General features: G+C 58.4%; 10 protein-coding genes. 3 read left to right on the top strand and 7 right to left on the bottom strand.

What is annotated here, in order from left to right:
• Window positions 1-22: 22 nt before the first annotated feature.
• The 3 genes from OPIT5_28280 to OPIT5_28270 are packed head-to-tail and all read right to left on the bottom strand — an operon-like array spanning window position 23 to window position 4,286.
• Complete coding sequence (locus tag OPIT5_28280; protein ID AHF93522.1) at window positions 23-2,464, bottom strand: hypothetical protein; 2,442 nt, start codon at window positions 2,462-2,464, stop codon at window positions 23-25.
• A complete protein-coding gene (locus OPIT5_28275) occupies window positions 2,464-3,471 on the bottom strand; it encodes a hypothetical protein (protein AHF93521.1) in 1,008 nt (335 codons plus the stop codon). Before OPIT5_28275 ends, OPIT5_28280 begins: the two co-directional genes overlap by 1 nt.
• 50 nt (window positions 3,472-3,521) lie before the next feature.
• Window positions 3,522-4,286 (bottom strand): N-terminal cleavage protein, encoded by a 765-nt coding sequence (locus tag OPIT5_28270; GenBank protein AHF93520.1) that lies wholly within the window; start codon window positions 4,284-4,286, stop codon window positions 3,522-3,524.
• 205 nt (window positions 4,287-4,491) lie between these two features.
• Between OPIT5_28270 and OPIT5_28265 the strand changes: the two genes are divergently transcribed.
• The gene (locus OPIT5_28265; GenBank protein ID AHF93519.1) at window positions 4,492-5,505 is read left to right on the top strand and encodes a transcriptional regulator; all 1,014 of its coding nucleotides are present in this window, start codon (window positions 4,492-4,494) and stop codon (window positions 5,503-5,505) included.
• Between the two features lie 24 nt (window positions 5,506-5,529).
• On the opposite strand, the gene OPIT5_28260 is transcribed toward OPIT5_28265, so the two are convergent.
• The 3 genes from OPIT5_28260 to OPIT5_28250 all read right to left on the bottom strand — a co-directional run bounded on the left by OPIT5_28260 (window position 5,530) and on the right by OPIT5_28250 (window position 9,538).
• Complete coding sequence (locus OPIT5_28260) at window positions 5,530-7,794, bottom strand: pectic acid lyase (GenBank protein AHF93518.1); 2,265 nt, start codon at window positions 7,792-7,794, stop codon at window positions 5,530-5,532.
• Between the two features lie 85 nt (window positions 7,795-7,879).
• Window positions 7,880-8,626, bottom strand: a complete 747-nt coding sequence (locus tag OPIT5_28255; protein AHF93517.1) for an N-terminal cleavage protein — start codon at window positions 8,624-8,626, stop codon at window positions 7,880-7,882.
• Window positions 8,627-8,698: 72 nt separating this feature from the next.
• Complete coding sequence (locus OPIT5_28250; protein ID AHF93516.1) at window positions 8,699-9,538, bottom strand: PEP-CTERM motif protein; 840 nt, start codon at window positions 9,536-9,538, stop codon at window positions 8,699-8,701.
• A 241-nt stretch (window positions 9,539-9,779) separates the two neighbouring features.
• On the opposite strand from OPIT5_28250, the gene OPIT5_28245 reads away from it, so the two are divergent.
• On the top strand, window positions 9,780-10,799 hold the full coding sequence (locus tag OPIT5_28245) for a transcriptional regulator (protein AHF93515.1): 1,020 nt from the start codon (window positions 9,780-9,782) through the stop codon (window positions 10,797-10,799).
• 45 nt (window positions 10,800-10,844) lie between these two features.
• Here the strand turns inward: OPIT5_28245 and OPIT5_28240 are convergent, their stop codons facing one another.
• Window positions 10,845-10,988: a hypothetical protein gene (locus tag OPIT5_28240; protein AHF93514.1), complete on the bottom strand. Its 144-nt coding sequence runs from the start codon at window positions 10,986-10,988 to the stop codon at window positions 10,845-10,847.
• Window positions 10,989-11,570: 582 nt separating this feature from the next.
• On the opposite strand from OPIT5_28240, the gene OPIT5_28235 reads away from it, so the two are divergent.
• Window positions 11,571-12,602: a LacI family transcription regulator gene (locus tag OPIT5_28235; GenBank protein ID AHF93513.1), complete on the top strand. Its 1,032-nt coding sequence runs from the start codon at window positions 11,571-11,573 to the stop codon at window positions 12,600-12,602.
• The last annotated feature ends 370 nt before the right edge of the window (window positions 12,603-12,972 follow it).

Below are 12,972 nucleotides of genomic sequence, written 5' to 3'. Positions count from 1 at the left end.
TCTTTGAGCTCTATTTAACTCTTCATCTGGCAAAATTTGCCGGAGCGTAGAGGAAATCCTCCGGCTCTTTGCCCAACGCAACAGCATCCATTTCGAACGGTTGTTTTTCGGCAGGCGCGAGGACAAATTCGTTGCGTCCGGCAAGCAACACGAAGGGCGCGTTGGTTGCGCCTTGCGGAAGGCCGATGTTGCCCCAACAGGGCACGTTCGGAATCTCGCGACCCAATTGCTGCTCTCCGCTTCGAATCCACATCATTTTATCATTCAATAAAATACGACTGACGCGATTCTTGAAACGTCCGAAAAGGTAATACTTGCCCGCCTGGTCGGGGGTGAGATCGAAAACGAGTTTGCAGGAGGCGGACTTGCCGGGGGTTTTATTGTTTGGGCCTTGGCGTTCATCTTCGCCTGGCGGTTCGATTTTGCCGTAAATAACGTTGGCGCGGCGGGTTTTGACTTTGGCATCGTCGGCGCGATTATCGAAATAAACGGTGACCGGACGCGAGAAGCCGTTGGTCATCCGAATCAGAAACGCCCCGCTGTGCAATCGCGCGTCCTTGACGTCTTTGTAAGTACTTTTTGTGTCAATTGTAAGGGTGACCGGTTTTCCTGCTTCCAGGACGCCGTGCGAGGGTGTGACGGCAAAATAATTCGTCGCAACGGGTTGAACGATTGAAAATTCGATGCGCGTGTTTTCGCGCCTGGCGGGCGGCTCGATTTTCGGAGTGAGCGTGAGTTGCGCGTTTGTTGTTTGCAGGTCGAGGCGAACTTCGGCGGCGGAGATCTCGAAATCGAGCGGACGCTCCGGCATGGCCAAAGCGGTGCCAAGTTTTCCGTCAGGCGAAAAGTTGGGGATTTTTTCACCGCGCAATTTTTCACGCACTTCGGGCTGCAAGCGGAAATCACCGTTTGGGGCGTCGCGAAACGGGGCGGTCTGTCGGTAACCGTGCGTTTCCTGCTTTTCCTGGTCCAGGCGGGCAAAAACATCCACGTCTGTGCGCGGGCGAACCAGGCTGAGAAGGTCGTAATCCACCGAGGTTTTTTCGCGGAACACGCCGCCTGCAAAGATGTTGGCAGCCTGAATAATGTTGTTGCGGCTGACGAATTTGAGGTTGCCGGAAACGCGGTCGGGGTCGCCTTTTCCAAAGCCCGAAACCGCATCGACATCGGTCACAATGGTGTTGTTGAAGAGGAGAATTTTGCCATCGCCGCGCTTGCTGTAATTGTTCTTGAGCGCGGTGTTAGCCGTGCCGAGTTCGTCGCGCAGATTGACGATCAGATTTTCAAAGATGAACGACGGGCCGCGCAGGCAGGGAGCGGTGCTGATGCCGCAAAGTGTTCCCTCAAATTTATTTCGGAAAACGCGGCAATTGATTTGACCGCCGTCGAGTTCGATACCGTCGTCGTTGCCAAAGCCGAAATAGTTGCCGTAGATTTCGGCGTCTTTCCAGGGGCCGCCGCGAATGTCACCGTTGATGTTGCTTTCGACGGCATCATTCCAGCGGTGCAAATCACTGCCGACAAAATCATTGTAGCGCAAGACGACGCCGCGCGCGCCGCCGAGAAACACGGCGTTGGGTCCGGCGGGATGGGAGTAAAACCAGGAATTGGCGCGACTTTTCGGATCGTGGATGTAGTTGCGTTCGAGGACGATGTCGCTTCCGCCGCGAATCATGATTCCGGCCTGGTTGTTGATGTTGCGTCCGTTGTCGCGATAAACGCTGTGCCTGCCGCTGGTGTCGAAGGGCAACACGCGTTCGGTGCCGTAGTTGGAAATGTCGCAGTTGCGGATGCGGATGTGTTCGCAATCAATGATGCTGATGGCGTTGTAGTTGCCTCCTTCGAGCGTCAGGTTTTCCAGAATGATGTAATTGGCTTTGATCAAGAGGATTGCCTGAGTTTTCTGAATGGAGCCAATCAGGGTGACGCCGGGTGGGGCGGTGTAACGGAGATAGCCGTCGGCGGTGCCGGATTCGCTTATGGTAAAACCGTTTGCGAGGTCGGCGGGGGTGAGGGTAATGGTTTTGGCAACGGGAACGTCGTCCGAAAGTGTTCTGAATGTCGCGATGGCGGTGCCGGCGCGTCCGGAGTCCGTGTAGGTTACGGATACCTCGTAGGTTGTGGCAGAAGCGAGGTTGGCGAGGATGCCGCGGGCTTGATGGTCGGCGGGATGGTAAGTGAGCTCGTAAGCGTCTTGCCACGCGGCGGCAGCAAGTTCCTCCCTCCCCCCCCTGGTCCGGTCGCTGTTGCCGATTTTGCGGAAGCGGACATTGGCGGAGAAATGCTCGGGCGTCCCGGCGGTGAGGTCGTTGAGGTAAATGCCTGCGCTGACGAAAGTGGGGTATATTTCGAGGCGGGGTTGCCCGGTTGCGGCGAGCGCGGAGCCGGGCAGAGGCAGGAACGCAAGGAGGATGAAGAAAAGACGGTATTGGCAGCATAAGTGCCGCCCGCTGAAGTTGTTCATTATGCCGAAGGCTTGTTTTTTCTGGCGGACAGGGTGGCGGCGGCAATCGCGGCGGTGATGACACCGAGAACGACGGCGCTTGTGGCGGGTTCGGGAACGGACGCGGGGATTTCGTGTGTGACGAGAATGTTGTCCACAAAATAGCCGACACTGGTGTTGCCGCCACCGGAGGCGGTCGTGAAACGGACGGCGGCGGCGCCAGCCTGATCGGTGGTCGAGACGAAGGAACTGACGAGCGAGCCACTGACGTTGCGCTCAACAATCGTGCCGTCGAGTTTCATTGAAAAGGTGTCGTTGGCGGCGTCCCATGTGATGGCAAAGGTGTGTTTGGTGTCGAAGGAGACGGTGGCGGTGGTGGCGCGAGCCTGAGTGCCGCTGGTCTCGCCGTTTGTGTAAATGTAAACGGTGCCGTAGCCGTCGGTGGTGCTGCCCTGGACCTGGAAGGAGACGAGCGAGGTGGCGCGGGTGGCGTCGGAGCTGCTGGTGTCGGGCATGATGTTGACTTCCATGATGCCGGTGCCGTCCACCGGCGTCGGCATGTAAAAGTCGAAGCTCAGGGTGCCCGTGGTGAGCGGCGCGACGGCGGTGTAATCGGGTAGGGTGAACTGCAAGGTCGGCATCTTGGAGTTGGAGGTTTGTTTGTGATACCAGAGGTAGCCGGAGCGGTTGCCGGAGCCGCCGAAGGGGTCGGCGGGCGTTACGGGTGTCGTGGCGGACGAGGCGGTGTCTCCGGCAGTCGAGACGAGCGTGGTATTGTCGTTACCCACAACGCCGCCGTCGGGGCGCGTGGCGTATTTGACGAGGACGCCGGTCGTGCCGCCGTTGGGCGGCGGGGTTCCGACGGTGGCGTTCTGGAAATCGTAGGAGAAAACGGTTTCGGTGATGGTCGCGGCGGCGTGGGCGGTTTTCGGCGCGGCGGCGGTGATGACGAGAGCGAGCGTCGCGACGGCAAACACGGTGGCGAGGCGGCTGGCGGGTTTAGCGAAGGTTTCGGGTTTGGTCTTCATGTGTGGTTTGGGTTGTTTCTGGTGAAAAACAGGGGGGGGAGGCGGGCAGTCTATTGGCCTGTCCAGATGGTGGCGGTGTAGTCATTCAGTTTTTCGAGCGGGAGTTGCTCGACGTGTCCGTCAACGAAAGCGACGTTTTCATGGTTTTTGTGAGGGTATTTGAGGTTGTCGAAATACTGGTGGAACGCGTTGCTGCCCTGAAAGGGCGAGATGGCGTTGTCGAAGTATTGCCCCGATGCGTTCCACGAGCCGTCGAGGATGAAGAGGGTGCGCGAGGGCTGCGTAACAGCGTCAATTTTACAGAGGATTTGCGCACGGCTTTGCGGTGATTTGACGAGGTTGTTCTCGTATTCGGGGACGACCCCCGCGTTGACGCCGTAGGTGTGCTCGCCCTCGCTCGTGACGACATTTTCCTTGATCGGGAATTGCCGCGCGAGGGTCGGGCAGGTGAAGACTTTCGACTGCTTTGCGCCGATGTAATCGCGCACGCCCGGCTCGCTGTGGGCGGAGGTGTTGTAAAGGCGTTTACTGGGGAAATACCCACGGTTGTCCTGCGCGTAGAGGAGCGCGGCGGAGGTGAGTTGGCGGAGGTTGGATTTGCACGTCGCCGCGTTTGCCGATTCGCGGACTTTGCCGACAACGGGAATCATGATGCCCGCCAGAATCCCGATGATGGCGATGACCGTGAGCAATTCGATCAGCGTGAAGGCCGAAGAAGGGGAACTAACAGGACGGAGTCCTGTGAGAACCTGAGCCTGCTCAGGCTCGCGTCGCGACAGCGGTTTGATGAGGGTAAGGGCATGTTCGGGGTTCATTGGATTGACTGGTGTGCCGGTATTGATCGGTCATTACCGGCAACTTGTCAATCCATATTTCCGGGAAATATAAAAGTTTATAATATATTGATGGTAATTATGTTAATATAGAAAATTGAAGTAACTCCCTGTCTGGAAGCGATAATATCAGCAATCTTCTAGAATTTGATTGAAGCTTACATTTTTTCGATTACCGGTAATCGACATGCAAGTCAGTCAACGACAGATCGCCGATGCCCTGAATATCTCCGTCATCACGGTTTCCCGGGCATTGCGCGACCACCCGGACCTCGCCGAAAACACCAAAAAACGCATTCTCCAGAAAGCTCAGGAACTCGGCTATGTGAAACCCCCGCCCCGCCTCAGCGCCGCTCATCTGGCCATCGCGGACAACAACCCTTCCATGCACTCCAGTGGCATGCCACGCCGCGTGGGCATCCTGCTTTACGGAAGCCCGCACACCGACCTGCTCAGGTCGGACGTGATGCGGAGCATTTTTCTCGGCCTGCAACGCGAATGCCAGCTCCACGAAGTCGAAACCGTAGTTGAGACTCCACTACCCGGCGATGCTCCCCTGATCGTTAAAAATCAAACCGTGGGCGGCGTGTTTTTGTTCGGACGCTACACGCCGGAGGCCATCCGCACGCTCGGCGACATGCCAGCGCTGGCGGTCAGCAGTTTTATCGAGTGCGACGGTTTGCCACGCATCGTCGCCGACAACGCACGCGGCATGAGGGAGGCCACCGAACACCTCATCCAGCTCGGCCACAAAAAAATCCTCTTCGTGAGCAAACGCGAGATGCACACACAGATCTTCCGTGAGCGTGCCGACGGCTACGTGGTCGCCATGCACCGTGCCGGACTCGCACCAGCGGTGCGTTTTCTGGTCGCCAACGAAAAATTGTCCGACGAAGAAATCCGCCGCCACACCGCGCTCGTCTGTGCAAGCGACGCACAGGCCTACGACATCCAGGAGCCCCTGCGTGCGCGCGGCTGGAATCTGCCCTCCGAGTGCAGCATGGTCGCCTTCGACAACATTGATGCCGCGGACCACACGCTCAAAGTCACCAGCTACGCGCCCGACTGGAACATGATGGGCAAGCTGGCGGCGGAACTGCTGCTTTCACGTCCGCTCGACATCAAGGGCAAAAACCTCGTTATCACCGTCCCCGGAAAACTCGTCGTGCGCCACTCCACCTCGCCGATCACCACGCCGTAGTTCAGGCGTGGAGACATGGTAGCATTATTGATTCCACGGTACCTCATACCAATTGGTTGGGAGGGCCAGATTCTTTGTATCCCCCAATCCATGCGGATAGGAACCCCCACGATAAGCCAGGGGTAACTCGCCGCGCACCGTGCGGGCGGCATCAATGTATTGCAGCAGCATGAGCGCACGGGCGTGCCCCGGAATGAAAGCCGCGCCAATGGAATCGATGGAACCGGCGATTTTCGGGAACACCCACATGCCCGCCTCGTTTTGCGTGTCCGCCGCCAACTTCCCACGCGCCTGCGTCAGTTGCAACATCGCCGCCGCGCCCGCTTCGTCGAGTGGTTTTTCGACGACCGGGTAAACCGCCGTCCTCAAAATACCACCGATGTCGGGGACCTGCCAATCGGAGCGGGCGGGCACACCGCGGAAAAACGCAGCATACGCCTTCGCCTCTGCCTCGTCGTCCAGATGGTAAATCCTGTCCTGATGCGCGATGATGGGGCGCCCCGTCTCCACCTCGTAGTAATCAAACATTTTGCTGCCTTTGATGTTTTTGGCGAACCAGTCGCGGCACAGGGTGATGGCGTCGCGGTAGCGTTTATCGTCAGATATTCGATACAGCCCGGCGAGCGCCTCGCAAGCGTCGGCGGTGGCGGTGCGCGACATCGCGGGCGGCTCGAATTCACGCGCCCAGACAGGCCGGATTTGGTTGTCGTATTGCTGCGCCCAGCAGCCGTTGACCGCACCGTGCAGTTGCGCCTTCAACAGCCAGTCGCCGGCACGTTTCATCGCGTCGATATAACGCCGGTCTTTCGTGAGATGCCACATCAGCGTCATCACGTCGATGGCGTCGTTCATCGCGAGGTCGTTGATCTCGCCGCCGTTGGGCAGGCCACGCGCGGTGCGTCCGCACTTCGCCTTGATGTCGTAGTGGTGCGACCAACTGCCGTCCGGATTTTGCGCGCTCAAATAAAATTCCCCCGCGCGCATCGCCGCCTCGAGATACTTTTTCTCGCCGGTCAGCCGGTAAATGTAGCATAGTAGATAAAGCGGGTGGCTCTGCACGCTGTCCTGAAATTTGTATTCCGCCTTTTCGCGCGGTTCGACTCGATTGACGCCGACGTTGTAGATGTAGAGCCACGCGCCTTCGGGGATTTGGACGGCGACGTAAAAATCGGCGGTCTTGCGGGCAAGGTCGAGGTAGTGGTGATCGTTGAAAATTTCGTAACCGTAGAGCAAGTGGGCGGCGATGAGCGCGGTGCCGCGCGATTTGTCATTGCTGATGACGTTGTCATACGAAATCAGTTCGCGGCCCTGCGCGTCACTGCCGAGCAACGTGGGCCATGAATACATGTTCTGCCAGCCGCCAAAACGCTGTATTTTTTCCAGCGTCGCAAAATAAGTGCGCGCGCCCTGCTCGGCTTTCACCAGCAAGGGGGGGGGAGGGGGGAGTTTTTCAAAGGCCAGCAAGCGGTCGAGCGGCTGGTTGCAGATCTGCAATTCATCAAACGCCGTTCCTTGGAGGCTGTTCGCATCCATGGCATACGCATGCGCGCCCACCTTGGCAGCGGAGCCAAGGAATATCACGAGCGTGCCGCGTTTGTCGTTAGGAAATGTCAACGCCCCGCGTTCGCCCGCGCCGTCGAGCGCGATCAGGCCGGTGCCCGCCTTCGCGTCCCACGAGGCGACAACAGAATGCCATGCCTGCGTATCCAGATTTTCAGGCAAGGGGAGAGTGACTTCCGAAATCGTGCTCCAATACGTGCCAAGCTTTTTCTCCCGCGAATTGGGGGTTTGGAATTTGCGGACAATCAGCGCAAGCGCGTCCGCTTTCTTGACGATCTCGATGCTGAACGTTTCGCGGCGCGCGGAAAACAGCGTCATCAACTGTCCGCGTTCCCAAAATTGTCCTTTCGCCGCGAACCGCACCGTCGCCGCGTCCGGATTCAGGTTGCTGCCACCGGTGAAATGCAGATGCCCGCCGGGCTCGGTCACAATGATTCCCTGCTGGTTCACACCGTCTTTTAACGGCGCGATTCCGTATCCGCCGGCCAGCGAATTGCCCGATGCAAAATCCGCGCTGAAACGGGCATTGTTGAGCAAATCGTTAATGCCATTGCTGTTGCGACTTCGCTCTTCACTGGTGAAATCGCGCACGGCATCCCAGCTTGCCGCGAGCGTGACGAAGCGGCCCGTTTGCGCAGGCACCCGCCAAAAATTTTCGGGGACAGAAACCGGCTCGGCCATGACCGGCATCGCGGCCGCAATGAATATGACAATAGGAGATATTTTCATGATAGAATAATGGAAATGGAAAAATGGGAAACCTACCTTCAACCGCATTCGATTCCGGTCAGATCCACTCGGGAGAAAGCGAACCTCACTCCGGCCACACTTTGAACGCCTTGTTCACGACGCTGGAATGCGCGTTTTTCTGGCGAGAGTGGACATTTTCAAAATACTCGCGGTCTTTGGCGGCGACATGTCCGTCGGCAAAAACCGCATGAGCACGGTTGCCGTGGCGCAGCCCGACGCGCCACTGGTCGTCACCCTGGCCGATGCAATAGCCCTGCACCGGCTCCAAGCCTGCATGGTTGCGATACGAATCGGCCACGAGAAAAAAATCTGCCGGTGACTCAATCGCCGACAAGGGCAACAGCCCATCGCCGTCCTTGGCTTTGTTGTAGGTATCGTTGTCACCCTCCGGACCCCACATCCGCATCCCGTAGCGACCATTCAATACATCGGTATCCGACACCGCCAGATCACTCAAGGACCTTGGCGCGATGGATGGACAAAGAAAAATATCCGAGTCGCCATGTTGATTGCCCTTGCTAACGTAGCCCTCTCGACCAAGCCGTCGATACCAGTGCGTATAGGTCGCACTGACGCCGTCGCTTTTGAACTCGGCTTTGTATTGGCGTCCCATGATTTGATTTTTGTGGTCGCTGGCGAACGCTTGCAGCGCAACGCCGATTTGACGCAGGTTGGAAATGCATTTCGCCTTTTTCGCCGTTTCGCGCACATGGCTGATTGTCGGCAAAGCGATTGCCGCCAAAATGCCAATAATAGCGATGACCGTCAGTAACTCGATGAGGGTAAATGCGCGGTGCTTGTGATTGTTCATACTGGGGAATCGGGGGAATACAGGGGATAAAATCGACGAGAGGGCCATCACGGACATCTCGTCAACCAAACATCAGGAAGAGCGACGGCGGAAGCGGCAGGCCACGATTCCGACCAGCGCGGCAACTCCCAAAAGTGCCGCGTTGGTCGCAGGCTCGGGTATATTGGAAGTGGCACTTTGAAGGATGAAAAGACTTTCTCTGGTGGTCGCTGCCTCCACCGTGGTATCATATTGGGTCACTACGCCACTGCTTCTCGCCCAAGTCGTTCGGAAATTTCGGGCCGAGCTGGCCGTGCCTGCAGAACGAATGTTAATGCTATTTCCTGCGGTGCTGTCGAGCCAGTGGAACACAATCCCATACGTCGTCCCCGCCGCCAGTGAAACTGAATTTGAGAAAGTGAACGTGAGGAACTGCTCCGCCACCAGGCTGGAAGGCATGGTCACTGTTTCCGAATACACGGTCGAATAAAGCGTGGGAGCCGCCGGAGGGGTGGTCCAGGATGCTCCGGGCTCCCCAATCGTGTGCGATCCTTCATCTGAAATCTCGCTGTTGAAGGCCACAATGGAAACCGAGAACGCCGCCGTCGTCTCAGGATTGGGATTCTTTGCGGTATCATAACCGTACGAATGCACATAAACCGTCACCGCCCCCAGATCGGCCGCACCCGCCAGACTGAAGAGGAACCCGCCAAACCGGTCACTATTGGCGCTGCGGTTGTACTGCACATTAGCCGACGCATGCGGGGTCGTGGAGCCGCTGCTTGCGATCACATTTGTATCGGGAGCCGTCGCTGACTGACTGATGGAGAGGGCATTGATGGCGGGAAGGGCCACCGCCACCAAAAAGGCGGTCAAGGCGGTCGCGGCGAGCCGTGAAGGGACTGGATGGGAATTTTGGAGATATGGTTTCATGAGATTTTGATGCTTTCTCTGTAGGGTTGGGTTTGCCTTGTTGGATTGTCGGTAAAAAATGACGCAAAATGCCGGTAATTAGTCAAGTTTTTCTGCCGGTATTTTTTATAAATTTTACTGGATTTTTTCTTATTCATTTACAATAAGTTACGATGTGACGATGGCTTGTGGATCCGATTTTTATGATCTGGTTTCAATTTCCATGTTGCTTTGGATGCGAAAATTTTTACCGGTAATTTTCATGAAAGTGAACCAACAGCAGATCGCCAAGGCGCTAAATCTTTCCGTCATCACGGTTTCGCGAGCGTTGCGCGATCACCCGGACTTGGCTGCCGACACCAAGAGCCGCATCCTCCAGAAAGCCCGCGAACTCGGTTACACCAAATTTCAGGCGCGCACCCAAATGATGGGAGGCACCGGAATTTTTCGTGAGACGTCCGGCGGCAATGGCAACGGGCACCCGACACGGGTCGGCATCCTGCTCTACGAAAGCGATGAGGCGCATCAGGCCGACCTGCTCAGGTCCGATGTGCGACGGAGTATTTTTCTTGCCCTGCAAAAGGAGTGCCAGCGTCGCGAGGTGGAAACCATGATCGAAACACCTGCGGCAGGCGACATCCCCCTGCTCGTCAAAAACCGGACGGTGAACGGCGTGTTTTTATTTGGCCGCTACACGGAGGCGGCGGCGCGGTTGCTGGGTGACACGCCGGCGCTGGCGGTGAGCAGTTTCATCAGTTGCGGCGGCCTGCCGCGCATCGTGGCCGACAACGCCGGCGGAATGCGCGAAGCAACGGAATATCTGATCGGGATGGGCCACAAAAAAATCCTGTTCGTGGGCAGCGCGGATTCACGCACGCAGATTTTCCGCGAGCGTGCCGATGGCTATGTCGTGGCCATGCATCGGGCAGGACTGGCATCCGAGGTGTATTTCACGCCGGAGACCAAGGAGGTGCCGAATGATCTGCTACGCCGCTTCACCGCCATCGCCTGCTCCAGTGACAGCATGGCTTACACGCTCCAGAACCAGATGTTCGCGCGCGGGTGGAAGCTGCCAGAGGAGTGCAGCATGGTGGCGTTCGACAATCTGGTGGCTCAGGATCGTTCGCTCAAGGTGACGAGCTACGGGCCCGACTGGGACTTGATGGGACGCCTCGCCGCCGGGTTGCTGCTCGCGCGTCCGCTCGACTTGCAGGGCAACAACGTCGTCGTAACGGTGCCGGGAAAACTCGTCGTGCGCAGCTCGGCGGTGGCCGTGGCGTGAGGATCTGTCAGGCCCGCAACGGGGGTGGCAGGTAATGCGCAGAGGTTACATTTTCTGAACTTCGCGAATCAAAAGCCGCGCCTGCAACATGTCGGGATCGCGCAACGTGGAAAGGATGCCTCCCAACAACCACATGGTCTCAAGCTCCCGATAAAAAACGGAGTAGCTCGTGTGCTGGCGGATAATCATCTGCCGCCAGCCATGTTTGCGGGGACGACAAATGTAAGGACTCCTTGTGACCATTGCGATGGCTTCCTCGTAACAGGACAGGAAGCGTTCGGCGGCGAGTCTGCTGTAGCTCCGATACTAGTCGTAAGCCTCCTGCAAATCCGTCGCGTAGCCTTCCGCTTTCCTGAATTTTTTCATCGCTTGAGGCTGCGAACGGCATCACCAAGCGGACGTGTTGATCCGGGATTTTTGAGAGCCTGTTTCGCTCGCGCACCAAGACGGACGAGTTGGGCAGGCGTGGCATCCACCCTCGCCGCCTCGGCTTGTCGCCACAAATGGTCGGCCAGAGCGGCCTTCTCGCGTGCGGTCAAACGATCGAGCTCCCGGGAAAGTGTCGTGGAAACAGGCATTGAGCCACATTATGCGTCCAGCGTCCTCCGTCAATTTTTTGGTGGAACGATCAAGGCGTCAGACGTAGCGCATCGGCTCGGCGGGGGAATACGCGTCTCGACCAAGGAGCGGGGAGAGAAGGGAGACAGGAGTCTGGCGTTCCCGGGAATTTCCGGATAACGACACCGCAACATGGCAACGAAGCGTGTGACGATGGCGGCGGTGGCGGCGGCGGCGGGGGTTTCCAAGAACGCCGTGTCGCTGGCGTTGCGCGGCGACCGGCAGATCCCGGCCGCCACGCGCGGGCAGATCGAGGCCGTGGCGGCGCGGCTCGGGTATGTGCGCAATCCCGTCGTGGCGGAGCTGATGGGAGAACTGCGCAAGGAGCACGCACCGGCCTTTCGCCGGACGCTGGCGCTGGTCAATGCCAACGAGGACCCGCATGCCTTCGAGCGTCATCCGACGATCCCGGTGTATGTGGCCGGGTGTCACGAACGCGCGGCATTTCACGGTTACAAGTTCGACGAATTCTGGCTGCACAATCCCGAAGCGAACGGCGACCGGCTGCACCGGATTTTCCGGGCGCGCGGGATTCGCGGGATCGTCGTGACCGGGCTCATGCACGGCAATGTGTTGCCGGCGCGATTTGCGAGCCTGTGGCCGCATTATCCGTGCGTGGTCACGGGTGTGCGCACGCAAGGGCCGACGTTGTCGTTTTGCTGTGTGGACCACCATGCGCTGGTCATGGAGGCGATGGCGCGGACGCTGCGTCTCGGCTACCGCAGGCCGGCGCTGGTCGTGGATGAGCACATCGATCTGCTGGTGGACCGGCGGTTCAGCGCGGGCATGTGGGTGGGGCAGCAGGCGTTGCCGGCGGCGCGGCGGTTGCCGGGGTTTTTTCAGGTGCGGGAGGCGCGCGAGAACCCGGCGGTGTTTGCGAAGTGGTTCAGGCGTGTGCGGCCGGATGCGATCCTGACGCTCTACCGGCGCGTGCGCGACTGGCTCGCCGACCTCGGGGTGGAGGCGCCGCGCGACATCGGCCTGGTGCAACTGGAACGCCGCCGCGGCACGATGGACTGGGCGGGCATGGACCAGCACAACGACCTGACCGGCGCGGCCGCCGTGGACATGCTGGTGAGCATGATGCACGGCCGCGAGGAGGGTGTACCGGAGTTTCCGCGCGCGACACTGATCGGCGCGTCTTGGCGCGATGGCGCGACGGCGCAGGGGAGGGCGAACGGGTGAGGGAGGCGAGGCGATGGCGACCGACGATCCGGCCTTGTTCCAATGCTGCCTGATCAGTGGTTATTTAGCCGCGAATGAACACGGAGCGGCAGAGCGGCAACCGAAGAGAGGGAGGCCGCTAAAGGTCGCTAACGGTCGCTAAAAACCGGACAATCGGGAAAACCGGTTTAGCGTCCGTTAGCGTCCTTTAGCGGTTTAATTCAAAATGATCCTGTCCCATAGGGAAATCATACACTTCCGCGCACGGTTTTCCTCGGTGTGGATGCAGTCCGGATTCAAACCGGGATGGCCACAAAAAACAAAATTTCCGTCTGCCCGACGTGAATCTCCCGCGCGCTTATAAGCGCGATGGAGGATTTCATGCGCGGTG

The sequence above is a fragment of the Opitutaceae bacterium TAV5 genome (assembly GCA_000242935.3).
GTDB lineage: Bacteria > Verrucomicrobiota > Verrucomicrobiia > Opitutales > Opitutaceae > Geminisphaera.
Note: the sequence above shows the minus strand (reverse complement) of the source record. Positions and strands in the feature narration are given on the sequence as shown.

Bases quoted from the DNA above. Each gene is read 5' to 3' on its own strand.
- OPIT5_28280 (AHF93522.1), bottom strand. From the start codon at position 2,464: ATGAACAACTTCAGCGGGCGGCACTTATGCTGCCAATACCGTCTTTTC.
- OPIT5_28275 (AHF93521.1), bottom strand. From the start codon at position 3,471: ATGAAGACCAAACCCGAAACCTTCGCTAAACCCGCCAGCCGCCTCGCC.
- OPIT5_28270 (AHF93520.1), bottom strand. From the start codon at position 4,286: ATGAACCCCGAACATGCCCTTACCCTCATCAAACCGCTGTCGCGACGC.
- OPIT5_28265 (AHF93519.1), top strand. From the start codon at position 4,492: ATGCAAGTCAGTCAACGACAGATCGCCGATGCCCTGAATATCTCCGTC.
- OPIT5_28260 (AHF93518.1), bottom strand. From the start codon at position 7,794: ATGAAAATATCTCCTATTGTCATATTCATTGCGGCCGCGATGCCGGTC.
- OPIT5_28255 (AHF93517.1), bottom strand. From the start codon at position 8,626: ATGAACAATCACAAGCACCGCGCATTTACCCTCATCGAGTTACTGACG.
- OPIT5_28250 (AHF93516.1), bottom strand. From the start codon at position 9,538: ATGAAACCATATCTCCAAAATTCCCATCCAGTCCCTTCACGGCTCGCC.
- OPIT5_28245 (AHF93515.1), top strand. From the start codon at position 9,780: ATGAAAGTGAACCAACAGCAGATCGCCAAGGCGCTAAATCTTTCCGTC.
- OPIT5_28240 (AHF93514.1), bottom strand. From the start codon at position 10,988: ATGATTATCCGCCAGCACACGAGCTACTCCGTTTTTTATCGGGAGCTT.
- OPIT5_28235 (AHF93513.1), top strand. From the start codon at position 11,571: ATGGCGGCGGTGGCGGCGGCGGCGGGGGTTTCCAAGAACGCCGTGTCG.